This is a genomic window from Rhizobium sp. WW_1 (assembly GCF_003610155.1).
Classification (GTDB): domain Bacteria; phylum Pseudomonadota; class Alphaproteobacteria; order Rhizobiales; family Rhizobiaceae; genus Rhizobium; species Rhizobium tropici_A.
Window position 1 is genome coordinate 343,364 of sequence record NZ_RAIN01000002.1, and the last position, 19,354, is coordinate 362,717.

Below are 19,354 nucleotides of genomic sequence, written 5' to 3' on the forward strand. Positions count from 1 at the left end.
AGCGCGACCTTATCATCCTATTCCTCCTGATAAGTTTGCCGTTCCCCCCGGGCTCCGCAAACTAACAAATGAAGCTTTCAACCAGCTTTCATCGAGGAGTCCTCGGGTGCCCCATCGCGTCCAAATGCCCGGCTTGATGGTTCTCGGGCGCGCGCGATCCTCCGCCTTCGACCGAGACGATCAAGCGCGCAATCATAGCGGATCAACCGTGGACCATCTGACAATCCCGTGTGCCGTCGACTGTCGAACACTACGGAAATTAAAGAAACCCCACCATAGCGTGCCTGGCAGGCTGAACCCCTGCAATCCGGATTCCAGCGAGGCCTTAAATCAGGCCACGCCGAGCGAGATTGCGCATCAGATGCGACGAGCCGAAAGTCCAGGGTGGGCATTCGGTCGACAAGAGCACGCGGTTTTGCAACGCTCCAAGCTTGTCGTTGGAGATCGTCACGATATCGCCGACCTTGTGGGTGAAGCCCTGACCGGGCGTGTCGCGGTCCTCGACGGGGGCGAAAAGCGTTCCCATGAACAGCACGAAGCCATCGGGATATTGATGATGACGGCCGATGGTCTGCGACACGAGGTCGAGCGGATCGCGGCTGATTTCCTTCATAGACGAGCGCCCATGCAGCACATAGCCGTCCGCGCCTTCGACCTTCAGGTCGAGATCGGCATTGCGTACGTCGTCCAGAGCATAAGTCTCGTCGAACAGACGAATGAAGGGACCGATCGAGCAGGAGGCATTATTGTCCTTGGCCTTGCCTAGCAATAGCGCGGAGCGCCCCTCGACATCTCGCAGATTGACATCGTTGCCGAGCGTCGCACCCCTGACGCGGCCTTGGCTGTCGACCGCCAGCACGATTTCTGGCTCGGGATTGTTCCACTTCGAGATCGGATGCAGGCCGACATCCGCGCCCAGGCCGACCGAGGACATCGCTTGTGACTTGGAGAAGACCTCGGCGTCAGGCCCGATACCGACTTCGAGATATTGCGACCAGACGCCTTCCTCGATCAGCGCGGCCTTGACCTTGGCGGCCTCGGGCGAGCCGGCCTTGAGGTTGCGCAGGCTGTCGCCGATGAGCGCAGTCACCTTGCCGCGGATCGCTTCTGCAAGATCGGGATTGCCGGCCGCGCGCTCTTCGATGACGCGCTCGAGCATCGAGCGGGCGAAGGTCACGCCACAGGCCTTGATCGCCTGAAGATCGATCGGCGCGAGAAGGTGGACGGCCGAGCGATCGGCCTTGCCGACAAGCAGATCGTCGAGCTTTGCGACGGCTTCGCCTTTCTGTGCGCGGACAAAAGCAACCGGATTGTCCATCTCCAGGAGGTCGCGCATGGTCGGCGCTTCCCTCGACGTGATGTCGTAGAGGGTGCCGTCGCGGACGGTGACGAGGGCAGGGCCTTCCACATCCGGACGCCATATGCGGCCGACGAATGTTCCGGTGGTGAATGTTTCCGAGCTCGTCATGTCGTTCGTCTCCTCCAAACTGCGAGTGTTTTCTAACCCAGGCGAATGTGGTTTGCCATCGGTTATCGATGCGACATTCGCCCGCGTTATGGATTTTCATTTTCTTCGACACGGTAAAAATGTAAGGCCCCGCGGCGTCGCCGCGAGGCCTTTGGGCCGCAAGCCGGGAGAGAGTGGCTTTAGGCGGCCTGAACCTTGCGATTGCCGCGCGCCCATTCCGGCAGCCAGTCGCCGTGCGTAACCAGCAATTCGTCGACCAGCGACCAGATCTGGTCGAGATCGAGCTCGGCTGCCGTATGCGGATCCATCATCGCAGCGTGGTAGATATGCTCGCGATTTTCGGTCAACAGGGCTTTCACTGTCAATTCCTGCACGTTGATGTTGGTGCGGATGAGAGCCGTCAGCTGTGGCGGCAGGTCGCCGATATAGGTGGGCTGAATGCCCGACGCATCGACAAGGCAAGGCACTTCGGCGGCGCAATTGTTCGGCAGTGACGTAATGCAGCCATTGTTGCGGACGTTGCCGTAGATGACGGAGGGTTCGCCCGTCCAGACCGAGTTGATGATCGAAGACGCATATTCCTTCGATTGCTTGACCTCGATCTTCTCTGCCGTGCGGTATTCTTCCGCCTGGTTCTTCCAGCGCGCCACCTGCTCGATGCAGCGCTTCGGGTATTCGTCGAGCGGGATGCCGAACTTTTCGATCAGATCCTCGCGGCCCTCCTTGATGAAGTAGGGCGTATATTCGGCGAAATGCTCGGAGCTTTCGGTGACGAAATAGCCGAGGCGCGTCAGCATCTCGTAGCGCACCTTGTTCGGGCAGCGCGGGTTCCAGCCTGGCTTCGGCGCGCGTCCTTCGCGATAGGCGCGCACGAGATCCGGATAGAGGTTGCGATAGGAACCATCCGGCTGGCGATGCTCGAATGCGAGATAGAAGGCCATGTGGTTTATACCGGCCGAACGATAGCGGATTTCATCGTAGGGAATGTCGAGATCGTGCGCCAGTTCCATCGCCGTGCCCTGCACGGAATGGCAAAGCCCGACCTGCTTGATCGTCGGATACTTCTCGCCGATCGCCCAGGTGTTGATCGCCATCGGGTTTACATATTGCAGCATGATCGCGTTCGGGCAGACGGCGAGCATGTCCTCGCAGATTTTCCAGAGGTGCGGAACCGTGCGCAGGCCTCGCATGATGCCGCCCACGCCGAGCGTGTCGGCAATCGTCTGGCGTAAGCCATACTTCTTCGGCACTTCGAAATCCGTGACGGTGCAAGGTTCGTAGCCGCCGATCTGGAAGGCGACGACGACGAAGTGCGCGCCATCGAGCGCCTTGCGCTGATCGGTGAAAGTCTCGACCGTTGCCGAAGCGCCGAGTGTCGAGGCCAGCTTGCGGGCGACGATCGCACTTTCGTCGAGCCGCTGCGGATTGATGTCCATCAGCGCGATCCTGGCGCCGGCGAGTGCCGGTCGCTGCAGGACGTCGCCGATGATGTTCTTCATGAAGACGGTCGAACCGGCGCCGATGAAGGTGATCTTGGGAGTGCTTGTCATTTAAAAATCTCCTGAATGCTATGAAGCTACTTCGAACGCCGCTCTGACAAGGCGTTCGGTGTAAGCGGTCTTGGGATGCGACAGAACCTCTTCGACCGGCCCTTCCTCCATGATCTTGCCGTGCTGCATGACGATCACGCGATGGCAAAGGGCGCGGACGACCTTGAGGTCGTGTGAGATGAAAAGGTAGCTCAGGCCCCGCTCGTCCTGCAGCTTGCGCAGGAGATCGAGGATCTGAGCCTGGACGGAGAGATCGAGGGCGGATGTCGGCTCGTCGAGCAGGATGAATTCCGGCTCGAGCGCGATGGCGCGGGCGATCGCGATGCGCTGGCGCTGGCCGCCGGAAAATTCATGCGGGAAGCGCGAGAGAATGTTGGCGGGCATGCCGGCGCTGACGAGCGCCTCCTTGACGCGCTCCAGGCGTTCGGCCCGATTGGCGCCGAGATTGTTGACCACGAGCCCCTCGGCAATGATCTGGCCGATGGGCATGCGCGGATTGAGCGACGAAAACGGGTCCTGGAAGACGATCTGCATGCGCGAACGCAGCGGCCGCATTTCTGCGCGCGACCGGGCATGGATCGGTTGCCCGTCGAAGTAGATCTGGCCGCTATCGGCATCGATCAGGCGCAGCAGCGCCTGTCCGAAAGTGGTCTTGCCGGAGCCGGATTCGCCGACCAGCCCGAGCGTTTCGTGGCGGCGCAGCTCGATATTCAGGCTGTCGACGGCGACGAGTTCGCGCATTTCCGGCTTGAAGAAGCTGCCGTGACGCAGCATGAAGGCGACCTTGACGGATTTGCCTTCGAGGACCGTGTCGCAGTTCGGCGGCAGCGGCTTCGCCCGTCCACGCGGCTCCGACGTCAACAGATGCCGCGTATAGGGATGCTGCGGATTGGCGAAGAGTGCTTCGGCGGTGTTGTGCTCGCGCATCTCTCCATGCTGCATCACATAGACATAGTCGGAGAACTGGCGCACGACCGTCAGGTCATGGGTGATCAGAATGACGGCCATGCCGAGCTGTTTCTGCAGGTTGCGGATGAGGTTCAGGATCTGTGCCTGCACCGTCACGTCGAGCGCGGTCGTCGGCTCGTCGGCAATCAAGACGTCAGGATCATTGGCGAGCGCCATGGCGATCATCACGCGCTGGCGCTGGCCGCCAGAGAGCTGATGCGGATATTGCTTCAGCCGAGCCTCGGGATCGGGGATCTGCACCTGCTTCAACAGATCGAGCGCCCGCTTTTCGGCATCGCGCCGGCTGACCTTGCGATGAACCCTTATCGCTTCGATGATCTGGCTGCCGATCGTATAGATCGGATTGAGCGAGCTCATTGGCTCCTGAAAGATCATCGAGATGCGGTCGCCGCGCAGCTGCCGGCGTGCTCGCTCCGAGAATTTCAGCACATTCTTGCCATCATAGTGGACGGCGGATTTGTCGGAAACCACGGCGCGTTTGGTGAGCAGCCCCATGACCGTGCGGGCCGTCACCGATTTTCCCGAGCCGGACTCGCCGACGATTGCGATGGTCTCGCCGCGATAGAGCTGAAAGGTAATGTCCTTGACGGCATCGACTATGCCGTCCTCGACCTTGAATTTGACGGCGATATTCCGGGCATCGATGACGGGCGAAGTTGTCTTTTCACCAACATCGTGCCTGACGTCGGGAGCGAAGGGATTGACGAGTGCGAGGGCCATGTCCGTTCTCCTCTCAATAGGGGTCGATCGCGTCGCGCAGTCCGTCGCCGAGCGCATTAAAGGCGAAGACGGTGACGAGAACGAAGGCGACGGGCGAGAGAATCCAGGGATAGGAGCCGATGACCGAATAGGTCGACGTGTCCTGCAGCATCAGACCCCATGAGATCAGCGGCGGTTTGACGGCAAAACCCAGGAAACCAAGGAAGGATTCGAGCAATACAACACTCGGGATCGCAAGCGTCACGGCGACGATGACGTGGCTCATGACGTTCGGGAAGATGTGCTGGAGGATGATGCGCCGGTCGCTTGCGCCGACCGCCATCGCGGCGCGAACATAATCGATCCGGGCAAGGGCGAGCGTCTTGCCACGCACCTCACGCGACATCTGCGCCCAGCCGAGTGCAGACATGACGACGATGACGAAGGCAAGGAAGACATTGGTCGGCGCCGTCACGGGGATCAGAGAGGTCAAAGCCAGATAGAGCGGCACTTGCGGGAAGGCGAGAACGATTTCGACAAAGCGCTGAATCCAGGTGTCGAGCACGCCGCCGAAATAGCCCGATATCATGCCGACCGTGGTGCCGACGATCGTAACGATGGCAACGACCGTCAGGGCGATCATCAGCGAGATGCGCGAACCGTAGATGGCGCGCGACAGCACGTCGCGGCCGAACTTGTCGGTTCCGAGGAAATGCACCGGGCCGCCGTCGGTGGCGCCGAAGAGATGTCGATTGCCGGGGATGAGCCCGAAGAGATAATAGGGGTCGCCCTTGACGAAGAGGCCAAGCAGGCGCGGATGATCGTAGTCCGGTCCGACGATCGGCTGGAAAGTTACGGGATCGAGATCGGTGGTCTCGACGAGCGCGTAGACGCGCGGCAGGAAGACGAAATTGCCGTCCTTGTCGTGAAAGCTGATGACCTGCGGCGGCGCAAAGCCGGTGTCTGTCGCCTTGGGGTCAAGCGGTGCGACGAACTCCGCGAAGACAGCCATCAGCAGGAGCAAGATGACGAGGATGAGGCCGCTCAAACCAGTCCACGAGCGCTTCAGGCGCCGCCAGACGAGGGCGATATAGCTTTCATTGCCGCTCTTTTCGCTGATCTTTTCTTCCGGCGGCGGTGCGGTATTGCTGAAGGCGAGCATCAGTGTATCCCCCCCTGTTGACGGACGCGCGGATCGAGCAGCGCAAGCAGAATATCGGCGATGATATTGCCGACGATGAGGGTTGCGGAAAGCACCATCATGAAGGTCGCGGTCACATAGACGTCGCCGACCGCCATGGAGCCAACGATTGCGGGACCGACGGTCGGAAGCGTGAAGATGATCGCCGTTTCGATCTCGCCCGTCAGCATATAGGGCAGGGCGACGCCCTGATACATGACGAGCGGATGCAGCGCGTTGGGCACGGCATGACGCATGACGACGGCGCCGCCCGAAAGGCCCTTGGCGCGCGCCGTTTCCACATATTGCGCGTTCAGCGTATCGAGGAGATTGCCGCGCATCACGCGCATATTGTAGGCGAGGCCGCCGAATGTGGCGATCGCGACGACCGGCCAGATATGCTTGACCAGATCGACGAACTTGTCCCAGGACCAGGGCGCGCCGCCATATTGCGGCGAAAAGAAGCTGCCGATCTCCGAAACGTTGAGCTGGAAGACGAGGATATAGACGATGATCAACGCCATCAGGAAGCGCGGCACCGTCATGCCGAGAAAGGAAACGCCGGACAGCAGATTGTCGATCCAGCTGTATTGGCGCGTCGCCGCCCAGATGCCGAAGCCGATGCCGAGGATGGATGCCAGAATGTGGCACACCAGCGCTAGGGCGAGCGTCCGCGGCAGGCGCTCGCCGACCACGTCGGCGACGGGTTTGTTATAGACCATGCTGTAGCCGAAATCGCCTTTGGTGACGATGCCGCCGATCCAGTTGAAATACTGCACGATCATCGGCTTATCGAGGCCATGTTCCTTGCGGTAGGCCTGCGCCTGCGCATCGGCTTGCTCGAAGGATGCGCCGCCCTGGTTCATCAATTGCGAACGGATGTAATCGGCATAGTCGCCCGGCGGTGCCTGGATGATAGCAAACGTCACCACGCTCAGGACGAAGAGCACGGGGATCGCGGAGGCTATGCGAACGAGCAGGAATCGTAACATGGAACGGTTCGCTTCTCTTGATGCTGCCGGCAGTCTCGCTTTTTGAAGGCGATATGCGTCAGCGGTTCATTCTTGTCCGGCGACAGCTGGTCGCTGGGATGCTTCGGTTCCCTTCAGCCGACGTCATGCCGGCTGAAGGGAGAGGTTCCTCCGATCTTACTTGATCGGACCGGCGCTGCCCGGAGCACCGGGAAGCTGGTTGGGGAACAGTTCGTACTTGCCCTGCTTGTCCGCGGCGACCCACAGCCGCTCGCGGATGAGGGAATCTTCCGCCCAGTTGAACAGGAAGATCGGGGTGCCCGGAGGAACGTTTGAGAAGCGTTTGTTGATGATCAGAGCCCCAGGATATTCGGTCAGCCCGATATTGTAGAGGTTCTCGGTCGAGATCTTCTGGAACTGCTTCATCAGAGCGACACGCTCGTCATTGTTCTGCGTCTGCGTGAACTTGTTGACGATGTCGACCATGTCCTTCTCGAACGGCATCAGATCTACCTTGCCATCCGAGCCGGCGCGATGGTTCCAGCTCGTGCGCGGACCGACCGGTGCAAGCTGTTCGGTATTCTGCACGACCGAGGCAAGCTCCGTGCTGTTGCGCCGTACCATCCAGTCGAAGCGGCCGCTGTAGTTGGCATCGTCGCGCTGGTTGCCGCTGAGTGCATTGATGACGACGCGCAGCCCGAGCTTCTCCAGCTGGGCGACAACGCCTTCGGCAAGGCTCTTGTCGGTGGTGTAGTCGTTGCTGACCAGAAGGGTGATTTCGACATCCTTGCCGCCGTTAACGCCGGCCGGGAAGTTGACGATGCCGTCGCCGTCGGTGTCCTTGAGGCCGGCCTTTGCGAGTTCGGCCTTGGCGGCGGCGAGATCGAAGGGATAATAGATCGTGGAATTGCGGTCGTAGAAGGTGCTGCCGGACGACAGGCCGCCCGGATAGATCGCCGTGAACGGACCCTTGACCAGCGACTCGCCGATCGCCTTGCGGTCCAGCGCCATGCTGACGGCCTTGCGGAAGTGCTCGTTGCGGTTCAGGTCTCTGACCGCCTGGGCGCGTGCATCAGGATTGCCCCAGCCATTGGCAGAGAAATTCATCTGCAGGTTATAGCCGATGAGGCGAGGGCCGAAGGCGAGACGAGCCGGGGCATCCGGCTGTGCGGCGCGCTTCAGCGAGGCGACGAAGTTTTCCGGCTGCTCCAGGTTCGAAAGGTCGGCGGAGCCGGCGACCGCCTGCACGTCGCGATCCGCCCAGGTCGAGAGCTTGTATTGCAGCTCGTTGAGATAAGGCAGCTGATTGCCCTTTTCGTCGACCTTCCAGTAATAGGGGTTGCGGCGCATGACGATGATATCGTCGGAACGGTATTCCACCGGCACCCAGGCGCCCATGACGGGCATGTTCATGAATTCCGGCGGGAAGGCGTTCTTGAATTGCTCGTAGGTGTTCTTCGAATATTTCGGATGCTGCGGTTTCAGGATATGCGACGGGCCGGGGCAGAAGGTGCCGTAGGCCATGGCATAGAGATATTGCTTCGGAAAGGCGTCCTTGAAGGTCCATTCGACGGTGTAATCGTCGATCTTCTTCAACGTCGTGCCGGCTCCGAAGGTTTCCGGGCTCGCGCCGTTCAACGGCGAAACGTTCGGATCGTGGACTTCGTCGTCCCAATAGAACATCACGTCGTCGGCGTTGAAAGGCACGCCGTCAGACCATTTGGCGCCTTCGATCAGGTGCATGGTGAGCTTGTGGCCGTCCGGTGACCAATCCCAGCTCTTGGCAAGGTTCGGCAACGGCTCGGTATCCTTGGCCTCGACCTGGAAGAGCGGCGCGGTGCGCGTCAGGCATTCGGACAGGCCGATGTCGATGCCACCCCAGCCCTGGCTTTGGCCGGCACCATAGTTCCAGCCTTCCGGCCGGCCGCCGATGACATGGCGCAGCGTGTCGCCATAGACGCCGACGCCGTCGGGCATGTTGCCGGTCTTGTAGACCAGCGGCTCTTTCGGCAGGCGATCCTTGACGGGCGGCAGCTTGCCGGTCTTGACGAAATTGTCGGTGACCCAGGAAGGCTCGTGATAGTCCGGCAGCGCCTTGAACTCCAGGATGGAGCTGCGCGCGACATATTTGATCTTGCCTTCCGCCGGGAAAACCGGTGGGACGGGCGGCACTGTCGGCTCGGCTGCAAAGGCGCTGATCGCGATTGCGGATGTGGCAATCGTCAACGCGGCCAGAAGGCCGATCGGTCGAAAATGTCTCATCTTGTTCTCTCTCCCAAATTCGCGAGCGTTCCGTTCGAGGCCTCGCGTTCCTCCCTTGAAACGAAAGATGGCCGGTCGAGGCGGGATATCCCCTTAAGATCCCGTCTCAACCCTTATCTTTCGGCCTGCATGTCTTTCAGCCTGCCTGCTTCAGAGCGGCCTTTTCCGCGCGCAATTCCTCGATCGAACGGACGTTGCGGCTCGCCGCACCCTTCCAGTCGCGCGTCTTGACCTTGCTGCGCGACAGGCGATCCTGGGCGTCTGCCACTGCATGGGCATATTGCGGCAGCCAGCGAGCTTCGGCGACCACCATTTCATCGACCATCTGCCAGACCTCCTCCGGCGTGGCGATAGCGCCGACCAGCGGGTCGTGCAGGACGGCAAGCTTCAGCAGGTCGATGTCACCGCTGATGGCTGCATGAACAGACATGCGCTGGACGTTGATCGAAGAAATGCAAGTGGCAGCGCAGGCCTCTGGCAGCGTGATGCCCGCCACCATGTTGATGCCGAAGCGATCGACGAAGCCGGGGGATTCGATGATGGCATCGGCAGGCAGATTAGTGATGACGCCGTTGTTCTTGACGTTGAAATGGCCGCGATAGACGCGGTTGGTTTCCAGCGCTTCGAGAATATGGCTGGCATGCTCGTTGGAGCGGCGCGCAGGGTCGATGGGCTGCGATGCGCTGTCGAGGATCTGCGGGAATTCCGTCTCGAACCAGTTACGGGTCTCGGTGGAGTGGCGCAGATAGCCACCGGTCTCGCCATGAATCCAGTTCGACATGTCGATCCATTTGTTGATCTCGTCGGGACGCTTGCGATACCACGGCAGGTATTCGGACAGGTGGCCGTTGCTTTCCGTCGAATAGACGCCGAAACGCTTCAGCACGTCGATGCGCAGCTTCTCCTGCTGTGAGAATACCGGATGCGCTTCGAAGGCAGCGATCAGCTCGTCCTTGCCGATCTTTCGGCCGTTGAGACGCAGATCGACGAACCAGGTCTGGTGGTTGATGCCCGAGCAGACATAGTCGAGTTCGCTCTTGTCCTTGGCACCGAGCACTTCGGCGATCTGTTCGGCACCGTGCTGGACACCGTGGCAAAGGCCGATCGTATCGACCTTGCCATATTCGATCGCCGCCCACGTGTTCATCGCCATCGGGTTGGCATAGTTCAGGAACTTGGCGCCGCTTTCGGCAACCTCGCGGATATCCTTGCAGAAATCGAGGATGACCGGGATGTTGCGCTGACCGTAGAGAATACCGCCGGCGCAGATCGTATCGCCGACGCACTGGTCGATGCCGTATTTCAGCGGAATGCGGATATCTTCGGCATAGGCTTCCAGGCCGCCGACGCGGACGCAGCTGATGATATAGCGCGCGCCTTCCAAAGCTTGGCGGCGATTTGTGGTGGCGGTGACGCGCGTCGGAAGGTTGTTGGCCTCGACGATCCGGTCGAGGATCGCCTTGATCATCGTCAGATTGTGCTCACTCAAGTCCGTGAGCGCAAATTCAACGTCGCGAAATTCCGGCACGCAGAGAATGTCGGTGAACAGCTTTTTCGTGAAGCCGACGCTGCCGGCGCCGATAATAGCGATTTTGAAACTCATGATCCTCACCTTCAAGTCAATCGAACGCGCAACGGCAGGGGAGATGACCGCATTTTCGTCCCGTGATCGCACTGGTAGCGAAACAGGCCGAAATCGTGGGTTTTCCTCCAATCGCCGATCTTCGTCGGCGGACAAGCGCTGTTTTCTGGGCGGGATTATGCCTATAATCACCGAGGCGAACAGAGAACTATTATGCTTTTGAGGGTAATTTTGTGCTGCAGGAATTGATCGACAACGGACAGGTCATGCGGACGGTTTCCCTGCCGCGCGGACGCCATCGGCTGCATGCCATGCCGACCAGCGCCGGCTACGAAGTGAGGCGTGACGAGCCCTATGATTGGGATGGACGCCGGCGCGGCCAGACGCCGTTCACAGTGCTTCAGCACACCATCAGCGGCACTGGCCGGCTGCGCTATGAAAATCGCAGTTACCGCGTGAACGCCGGCGATACGTTGCTGGTCCTCGTTCCGCACAATCATCGCTACTGGCTGGAGAAGGGGGAGCGCTGGGAGTATTTCTGGATCTCGATGAATGGCGAGGAGGCGCTGCGCATCCATCGCCTGATCCTGGCCGCGGCCGGTCCGGTCTTGAAGCTTCAACAGGCGACGATCGATCATCTGGCCGATTGCAGCCTGCGGCTCGTCAAGGGAGCCCGAACACCCGCTTCAGCATCGGCTATCGCCTATGAGGCTGCGATGGCGCTTTACGACGATGTCTTCGGCTCTCATGCTTTTGCCGCGGAGCGCTCCGTCATGCAGATCGTCATCGATCACATAAACGCCAATCTCGACAAATCGCTTCCCGTCGATGAGCTTGCGAAGGTGAGCGGCCTCAGCCGTGCGCATTTCTCGCGCGTCTTTGCCGAGAGCGAGGGCGTGCCGCCAGCTGAGTTCGTACTGCAGCAGCGCATGCAGCGCGCGGCAAAACTGCTGACCAAGGCAGCCTTCATTCCGGTCAAGGAAGTGGCGATCATGTCGGGCTTCGATGACGCCAACTATTTTTCCAAGGTCTTCCGCCGCATCTACGGCATCAATCCCACGGAATTCCGCACAACGGGCATGTATGCCGCAGTGCGCAGCCCGGTCGAGGACGGGAAGGGCAGCCGCAACCGATAGGCTCGGGCGAACAGGCTGCCGTCACTGTTGCTCGGGGCAAAAAGTCGAAATCCGCCAACCGGTCGCATTGCGCGACTGTGGCGAGCCTGTATAGATATCGCCCCGCGGCGTTCATGCCTGCCTTGCCGCGCGCCTGATTTTCCAAGCAGTTTGTGTTCGCCCTGATGCAACGGGCTTAATCGATAGGATTGGATATGCGTTCTGTTGTCGCCTTCAACGAATCCTGGACGTTTCATGAAGGGTTTTCGCCCGAGGATGCCGCCCGTCTGCAGGAAGGGCAGAGCGTCACGCTCCCGCATACCGCCGTTGAATTGCCGTTCAACTATTTCGACGAGAAATCCTATCAGCGTGCTTTCACCTATCAGAAAATAGTCGATTGGGACGAGGCGTTTGCCGGGCGCGAGGTATCGTTGATCTTCGATGCCGCCATGGCCGACGCCGTCGTCTATCTGAATGGTGAGGAGATCGTTGCTCACAAGGATGGCTATACGCCGTTCGAGGCACGGTTGACCGGCCGCCTGCTTGACGGTGAGAACCTCATCACCGTCAAGATCGACGGCAGCGAGAACCCTGAGATCCCGCCCTTCGGCGGCCGCATCGATTATCTGACCTATGCCGGGATCTATCGCGATGTATGGCTGAAGCTGGCCGATCCGATCTCGATCGCCAATATCAAGGTCGAAACGGCAGATGTCCTTTCCGACCGCAAATCCACGACTGTGCGCTGCGACATCGCCAATCCGCAGAACCTCGCTTTCAAGGGCAACGTGAAAGTTACCCTAAGGTCCATCGATGGCACGGCCATCGCTTCGGCAAACGCTGATATTTCCGACGGGAGCGTAAAGCTCAGCTTCAATGGTCTCTCGGGCCTCTCGCTTTGGGAACTCGACAATCCCGTCCTCTATTCGGCCGAGGTGGAGCTTGCGACCGATCACGGAGCGGATCGTCATGCCGCGACCTTTGGTTTCCGCACCGCGAGCTTTACTGCTGAAGGTTTTCTCCTGAACGGCAAGGCATTGAAGCTGCGCGGACTCAACCGCCACCAGGCCTTCCCCTATGTCGGCTATGCGATGGGCCGCTCGGCTCAGGAGCGCGACGCCGAGATCATGAAGCGCACGCTGAAATGCAACATCGTGCGCACCTCGCATTATCCGCAGTCGAAATGGTTCCTCGACCATTGCGACCGCATCGGCCTGTTGGTCTTCGAGGAAATCCCCGGCTGGCAGCATATTGGCGATGAGGAATGGCAGCAGGAATCGATCCGTAACGTCCGCCGTATGATCGAGCGCGACTGGAACCACCCCTCGATCGTCATCTGGGGCGTGCGCATCAACGAATCCCAGGATTCTCACAACTTCTACGCTGAAACCAATCGGCTGGCGCGCGAGCTCGACCCAACGCGCCAGACCGGCGGCGTTCGTTACATCACCGAGAGCGAGATGCTCGAGGACGTCTACACGATGAATGATTTCATCCTCGGCAACGAGGAATTGCCCGGCGCCAATCGGCCGCGCACGCCGCTGAGGCCGCAACAGGAAAATACCGGCCTGTCCAAGGACGTGCCCTATCTGATCACCGAATTCGGCGGTCATATGTACCCGACGAAAATCTACGATCAGGAACAGCGGCAGGCCGAGCATGTGCGCCGGCATCTGGACGTGCTGAATGCTGCGTATGGCGATCCGTCGATTTCAGGCGCCATCGGCTGGTGCATGTTCGACTATAACACCCACAGCGATTTCGGCTCGGGCGACCGCATCTGCTACCACGGCGTGATGGACATGTTCCGCGAGCCGAAATTTGCGGCTTACGTCTATGCCAGCCAGTGCGAAGCTTCCGACGAGATCGTCATGAAGCCGGTAACGATCTGGGCGCGCGGCGAGCGCAATATCGGCGGCGCGCTGCCGCTGATCGTGCTCACCAATTGCGATGAGGTCGAGCTGCGCTATGGGTCGCTGACCAAGCGCCTCGGCCCGGATCGCGAGACCTTCCCGCATTTGCCGCATCCGCCCGTCGTCTTCGATCACCGCTCCTTCACCCCGGATGAACTCGGTGTCTGGGGCATGGAGTGGGAGGACGTACATTTCACCGGCTATATCAATGGGAAGGTGGTGGCTGAGCAGCACATGGTCGCCAATCCGCTACCGACGTCGCTGCAGGTCGAGGCCGATGCCGAAACATTGCAGGCAGGTGAGCATGACACGGTTCGCGTCATCGTTCGCGCGCTCGATCAGGCTGGCTCGCGTCTGGCTTTCCTCAATGAAGCCATCACGATCAAGGTCGATGGACCGGCGAAGGTTGTCGGGCCTGAGACGGTGGCATTTCAGGGTGGAACCACCGGTTTCTGGTTGCAGGCGACAGGCGAGGTCGGAGCGATCGCCGTCGAAATATCCTCGCCGCGCTTTGCGAGCCAGAGCCTTCGTCTAGAGGCAGAATGACGCCGGATTTGGTGATCCGGCCGGCTCCCTAGGCGGCGGATCCGGCAGCTTCCCCTGCACCCTGCGGGATCGACTGCAACAACGTCTGCCGCGCCGAGGCCAGGTGTGTGCGGCAGGCGGCATCGATCCGCTGCGGATCGCGCGATTGCAATGCTGCGATATAGTCGAGATGCTCGGCCACCGCACGGGCATTGCGCTCGCGCGCAAACGCCTTGTTCCATTGAAAGTGATAGTGAAAGACGATGGCGATGACATCGTAGAAATCGGCAATGAAGCGGTTCTTCGAGGCGCGATGAATGAGAAGGTGGAATTTCTCGTCGAGCCGCGAAAAATCGCGGTAGTGCGCGTCGAAATCCTTCAAAAGCTCGTGATGTTCCCGTTCGATCGCCTTGAGGTCGTCCCAGGCTCGATGATTGGCGGGCAGGCGGCCGAATTCAGCCGCTGAATGCAGTTCGAACATTTCTCGCACATCGGCGAGTTCGAGCGCGAACTCGCTGGTGAAACCCTTCAGGATCCAATGGCTGTTCGGTCGCTTCTCGATCAGGCCGAAGCGACTGAAGCGAATGAGAAATTCCCGTACGACCGACGTGCCGGTGCCGATTTCGCGTGCGAGTTCCAGTTCGTTGATCTGCATGCCGGGCTGCGCTTCGTCGGACATGATGCGCATCATGAAGCTGCGCTCGATAATATCGTGTAGTGAATCAGTTTCTTCCTTGGGGAAGAAATCGGCTTGAGTGGGCAGGCGCAGCACGGTCTTCTGCCGCTTGTTCCAAAGAATGATGCCGGCGTCACTGAGACGCATCAGGATCGCCCGCGCCGTGCTGCGGCTGACGCCGAGTTCGGCTGCGATTTCAGGCTCGCTCGGCAGCTCGGTATCGGGCTTCAGACGCGCCGTATAGCGATTATACGCCTCCTTGAAGAGCGTGTTTTGCCTTGCCATTTCCCCCTCGCGTATCGTCGCTGCTCTTTACCGGCGGCGCTGTCTGAACCATGATCGAATGGCAGTCAATTGTAGGAGTGCTGACGAAGCCGCGCCGGCTGCCTTCCTCCAGGGCATGAGGCGATTTGCTCGTTGACACCAAAATGTTTATTGTAGATAAAAAACAAAATCAATTGGCGGATGGACTATCGAGAGCCGGCCGTCGCCAATGACAAAAGAGGAGATGGAGCGGCCGGTTCGGTCGCTCCGATGAGGATCTAGCGCCAGCAGACACTGAATGACAGTCATCACAAGGGAGAGGTGATGCGAAGAAGAGCAATCGGCAGGACGGGCCTGGAGGTCACCGAAATCAGCTTCGGCGCCGCGGCGCTGGGCGGCCTCTATCGTACTTGCCCTCGTGATCAGGCAATGGCGACGCTACAGGCAGCCTGGGACAGCGGCATCCGCTATTTCGATGCTGCCCCCTGGTACGGCTTCGGTCTCGGCGAGCGTCGTGTCGGCGATTTCCTTCGCGACCAACCCGAGGATAGCTATGTGCTGTCGACGAAGGTCGGTCGCCTCATGCGGCCGGTGCCGACCGACAAGGTGCCGAATTACGGCTATGTCGACCCTCTGCCTTTCGATGCTGATTATGATTATTCCTATGACGGCATCATGCGCTCGGTCGAGTTCAGCTATGCCCGTCTTGGGCTCAACCGCATCGATATCCTCTATGTCCATGATATCGGTGGCTATACCCACGGCAAGGCGCTCAACGAGCGGTATCTGGGTCAGCTTCTCGGCTCTGGATTGAAGGCTCTGGACGAGCTGAAATCATCGGGAGCGATCAAGGCCTACGGTCTTGGGGTCAACGAGGTGCCGGTCTGCCTCGACGTCATGAATGCGGCCGATATCGACTGCATCCTGCTCGCCGGCCGTTATACGTTGCTGGACCGTTCGGCGGTCGCCGAGCTGCTGCCACTTTGCGAGAAGAACGGAACGTCGCTGGTCGTTGGCGGCGTCTTCAACTCCGGTATTCTGGCGACGGGACCGGTGCCCGGTGCCCATTTCGATTATCTGCCGGCAACGCCGGATATCCTGGCCAAGGTGGGGGCGATGGAGGAGATCGCCCGCAAGCATGGCGTACCGCTTGCCCAGCCGGCGCTTCAGTTTCCGCTGCACAGCCCTTGCGTGGCTTCGGTGCTGATCGGTACGGCAAAGCCCGAAAGTCTTGTCCGTAACATGCAGCTCGTGGAGCCAAGGCTTCCCGACAGCTTCTATGCGGAATTCGAGGGTTTGACTGTGGTCGCGCCTCCGTTGGGAGACGAGGCGGTCCGGGTCTAACAGTTTGGGAGCTATCGAGCCGTCGGGAGAGGCGGCTTCGAAGAGGAGGAAAGCCTGTTTTGGCGTCGGTGGTCATTCCGCCGCGCGATGCGTGATGCCGCAAAGTGTCGCGATACCGAGCCGTAAGCGTTCAACGGCCGGTGTGCAGGAAGCAGAGCGCGTTGAGAGGAGAAGCAGATGAAAATTGCCAAGTCACTTCTGTCCCGCCGCAGCTTTGCCGGTCTTGCCGGCGCTGCCATCATCGCCATGGCGATGCCCGTGCAGTCCTTCGCGGCCGATGTGACCATCCCGATCATCGTCAAGGATACGACATCCTTCTACTGGCAGATCGTTCTTGCCGGTGCCCGCCAGGCAGGCAAGGATCTTGGCGTGAAGGTGCCGGAACTCGGCGCACAGTCGGAATCCGATATCAACGGCCAGATCAGCATTCTCGAAAACGCCGTTGCCGGCAAGCCGGCCGCCGTCGTCATTTCGCCGACGGAGTTCAAGGCGCTCGGCAAGCCGGTGGATGAAGCCGCGAAGTCCGTGCCGGTCGTCGGCATCGACTCTGCCGCCGATTCCAAGTCCTTCGTCTCGTTCCTGACGACCGACAACGTCCAGGGCGGCCGCATCGCTGCTGACGGTCTTGCCGCTGCCATCAAGGGCATGACCGGCAAGGAAGAGGGTGAAATCGCAATCATCACCAGCCTCCCGGGCGTCGGCTCTCTCGACCAGCGTCGGCAGGGCTTCCTGGAAGAGGTCAAGAACAAGTATCCGGGCCTGAAGGTCGTTGCCGATAAATATGCCGACGGCCAGGCAACCACCGGCCTTAACATCATGACCGACCTGATTACGGCCAATCCGAAGCTCGTCGGGGTCTTCGCCTCCAATCTGATCATGGCGCAGGGCGTCGGCCAGGCGATTGCCGAAAACAAGCTGGGCGACAAGATCAAGGTCATCGGCTTCGACAATGACGACAAGACCGTCGGCTTCCTGAAGTCGGGCGTTCTTGCCGGTCTCGTCGTCCAGGACCCCTATCGCATGGGCTATGACGGCATCAAGACGGCGCTCGCCGCCTCCAAGAAGGAAAAGGTCGAGGCCAATGTCGACACCGGCGCCAACCTCGTCACCAAGGCGAACATGAGCGATCCGAAGATCGACGCCCTGTTGAACCCGAAGGTCAAGTAAGGCTTGAGGCCGCGTCCGGGTGATCGGGCGCGGCCTTTTCGTCTGATCGCCTCTTTGGAGGCGGTTCTACGGCGATGCGAGAGGGAGGAGACCTCATGACGAGCCTTGAAGAAATCAGCCACCGGCATGACGACACCGTCAAAACGGAAGCAAACCGCATTCCGGCGGGCTCGCCGATCCTCGAACTGAAAGGGCTGCATAAGCGCTATGGCTTTGTCGAGGCGCTCAAGCCCGCGACCGTCACCTTTCTGGCCGGAGAGATCCATGCGATCGTCGGTGAAAATGGTGCCGGCAAGTCGACGCTCATCAAGCTTTTGACCGGCGTCATCACGAGGACATCAGGCGAAATCTTCTGGTGCGGTCATCCCGTGGCGCTCGCAACGCCCAATGAGGCAATCGCCCGCGGCATTAATGCCGTGCATCAGGAGGTGGTGCTCTGCCCGCACCTGACCGTTGCCGCCAACCTCTTCCTGGGCGACGAAGTCAATCGTTTCGGCCTGATGCGCAAGAAGCAGATGGTGGCGATGGCGCAGACCGTGCTTGACGATCTCGGCTTCGGACTGCCGGCCGGCGAGCTCCTGAGTTCGCTGACAATCGGCCAGCAGCAGTTGGTCGCGACCGCCAGAGCCGCGATGCGCGGCACGCAGTTTCTGATTTTCGACGAGCCGACCGCCTATCTCACCCGGCAGGAATCGGCGCAATTGTTCAAGCTCATTCGCCGCCTGCAGGGCGAGGGCGTGACGATCGTCTATATCAGCCATCGCATGGAAGAGGTGTTTGAACTTGCCGATCGCGTCTCGGTCCTGCGCGACGGCACCCATGTCGGCACCCGCACGATCGCCGAAACCAATGAGGACGAACTGATCAAGCTGATGATCAATCGCTCCATCGAGCAGATCTACCACAAGGAAGAGATTCCGATCGGCGATACCATCCTCGAAGCGCGGGGCCTGTCCGGTCCCGGCTTCGAGAATATCTCGCTGAGCGTTCGTGCCGGCGAGATCGTCGGCCTTTACGGGCTGATCGGTGCCGGCCGCAGTGAATTCGCTCTCGGTCTCTACGGGCGCCAGCCGCTCTCCGCGGGCGAAATCTATTGGCAGGGGCGCAAGGTCGACATCCGCAACGAGCGTGACGCGATGGATCTCGGCATTGCGCTGGCGCCGGAAAGCCGCCGCGATCAGGGGCTCTGCCTCAATCTGCCGATCGGGCTCAATATCAACCTGCCGGTGTTCAGGCGGCTGAGCCGCGGTCCGGTCATCAACAACAAGAGCGAAGCGGCCAATGCCGACAAGCAGATTCGCGATCTCAGCATCAAGACGCCGAGCCGGCGGGTTCTGGTTTCGGCCATGTCCGGCGGCAACCAGCAGAAGGTGGTCATCGGCAAGTGGCTGAGCCATGGCGCGAAGCTCTTCATCTTCGATGAGCCGACGGTCGGCGTCGATGTCGGTACAAAGGCGGAGATCTATCGGCTTTTTGCCAAGCTGCTTCGCGATGGCGCCGGCATCATCGTGATCTCATCCTATTTGCCCGAGGTCTACGAGCTTGCCGATCGCCTGCATGTTTTCCGCCACGGCCAGCTGGTCGCCAGCCATGATTTCCATGCCGCCACGCATGAGGAAGTCCTCGGCGAAGCGATCGGCGTCTGAACAACAACAACAAGTCGAAAGAG

At 60.2% G+C, this 19,354-nt stretch carries 13 protein-coding genes; 5 read left to right on the top strand and 8 right to left on the bottom strand.

The window, feature by feature from the left end; all coding sequences use genetic code 11:
• Positions 1-325: 325 nt before the first annotated feature.
• The 7 genes from BJ928_RS09010 to BJ928_RS09040 all read right to left on the bottom strand — a co-directional run bounded on the left by BJ928_RS09010 (position 326) and on the right by BJ928_RS09040 (position 10,702).
• On the bottom strand, positions 326-1,468 hold the full coding sequence (locus BJ928_RS09010) for a fumarylacetoacetate hydrolase family protein (protein WP_047631806.1): 1,143 nt from the start codon (positions 1,466-1,468) through the stop codon (positions 326-328).
• Between the two features lie 179 nt (positions 1,469-1,647).
• The gene (locus BJ928_RS09015; protein WP_047631805.1) at positions 1,648-3,018 is read right to left on the bottom strand and encodes an alpha-glucosidase/alpha-galactosidase; all 1,371 of its coding nucleotides are present in this window, start codon (positions 3,016-3,018) and stop codon (positions 1,648-1,650) included.
• A gap of 18 nt (positions 3,019-3,036) precedes the next feature.
• Positions 3,037-4,707 (bottom strand): ABC transporter ATP-binding protein, encoded by a 1,671-nt coding sequence (locus BJ928_RS09020; protein ID WP_047631804.1) that lies wholly within the window; start codon positions 4,705-4,707, stop codon positions 3,037-3,039.
• 13 nt (positions 4,708-4,720) lie between these two features.
• Positions 4,721-5,848, bottom strand: a complete 1,128-nt coding sequence (locus BJ928_RS09025) for an ABC transporter permease (RefSeq protein WP_047631803.1) — start codon at positions 5,846-5,848, stop codon at positions 4,721-4,723.
• Complete coding sequence (locus tag BJ928_RS09030; RefSeq protein ID WP_047631802.1) at positions 5,848-6,858, bottom strand: ABC transporter permease; 1,011 nt, start codon at positions 6,856-6,858, stop codon at positions 5,848-5,850. The genes BJ928_RS09025 and BJ928_RS09030 overlap by 1 nt, the downstream gene beginning before the upstream one ends.
• A 156-nt stretch (positions 6,859-7,014) precedes the next feature.
• Positions 7,015-9,099 carry an ABC transporter substrate-binding protein gene (locus BJ928_RS09035; protein WP_047631801.1) on the bottom strand — a complete coding sequence of 695 codons (2,085 nt, stop codon included), beginning with the start codon at positions 9,097-9,099 and terminating at the stop codon, positions 7,015-7,017.
• Between the two features lie 136 nt (positions 9,100-9,235).
• The gene (locus BJ928_RS09040; RefSeq protein WP_047631942.1) at positions 9,236-10,702 is read right to left on the bottom strand and encodes an alpha-glucosidase/alpha-galactosidase; all 1,467 of its coding nucleotides are present in this window, start codon (positions 10,700-10,702) and stop codon (positions 9,236-9,238) included.
• A gap of 245 nt (positions 10,703-10,947) precedes the next feature.
• On the opposite strand from BJ928_RS09040, the gene BJ928_RS09045 reads away from it, so the two are divergent.
• Both BJ928_RS09045 and BJ928_RS09050 read left to right on the top strand, forming a co-directional pair.
• Positions 10,948-11,817 (top strand): AraC family transcriptional regulator, encoded by an 870-nt coding sequence (locus BJ928_RS09045; RefSeq protein WP_348628203.1) that lies wholly within the window; start codon positions 10,948-10,950, stop codon positions 11,815-11,817.
• A gap of 194 nt (positions 11,818-12,011) precedes the next feature.
• The gene (locus tag BJ928_RS09050; RefSeq protein ID WP_047631799.1) at positions 12,012-14,255 is read left to right on the top strand and encodes a glycoside hydrolase family 2 TIM barrel-domain containing protein; all 2,244 of its coding nucleotides are present in this window, start codon (positions 12,012-12,014) and stop codon (positions 14,253-14,255) included.
• 28 nt (positions 14,256-14,283) lie between these two features.
• On the opposite strand, the gene BJ928_RS09055 is transcribed toward BJ928_RS09050, so the two are convergent.
• Positions 14,284-15,195, bottom strand: coding sequence for a GntR family transcriptional regulator (locus BJ928_RS09055; protein ID WP_047631798.1), 912 nt, complete (start codon positions 15,193-15,195; stop codon positions 14,284-14,286).
• A 303-nt stretch (positions 15,196-15,498) separates the two neighbouring features.
• On the opposite strand from BJ928_RS09055, the gene BJ928_RS09060 reads away from it, so the two are divergent.
• The 3 genes from BJ928_RS09060 to BJ928_RS09070 all read left to right on the top strand — a co-directional run bounded on the left by BJ928_RS09060 (position 15,499) and on the right by BJ928_RS09070 (position 19,331).
• A complete protein-coding gene (locus tag BJ928_RS09060) occupies positions 15,499-16,518 on the top strand; it encodes an aldo/keto reductase (protein ID WP_047631797.1) in 1,020 nt (339 codons plus the stop codon).
• 177 nt (positions 16,519-16,695) lie between these two features.
• Positions 16,696-17,685: an ABC transporter substrate-binding protein gene (locus BJ928_RS09065; RefSeq protein ID WP_047631796.1), complete on the top strand. Its 990-nt coding sequence runs from the start codon at positions 16,696-16,698 to the stop codon at positions 17,683-17,685.
• A gap of 95 nt (positions 17,686-17,780) precedes the next feature.
• Positions 17,781-19,331, top strand: coding sequence for a sugar ABC transporter ATP-binding protein (locus tag BJ928_RS09070; protein WP_047631795.1), 1,551 nt, complete (start codon positions 17,781-17,783; stop codon positions 19,329-19,331).
• Positions 19,332-19,354: the final 23 nt, after the last annotated feature.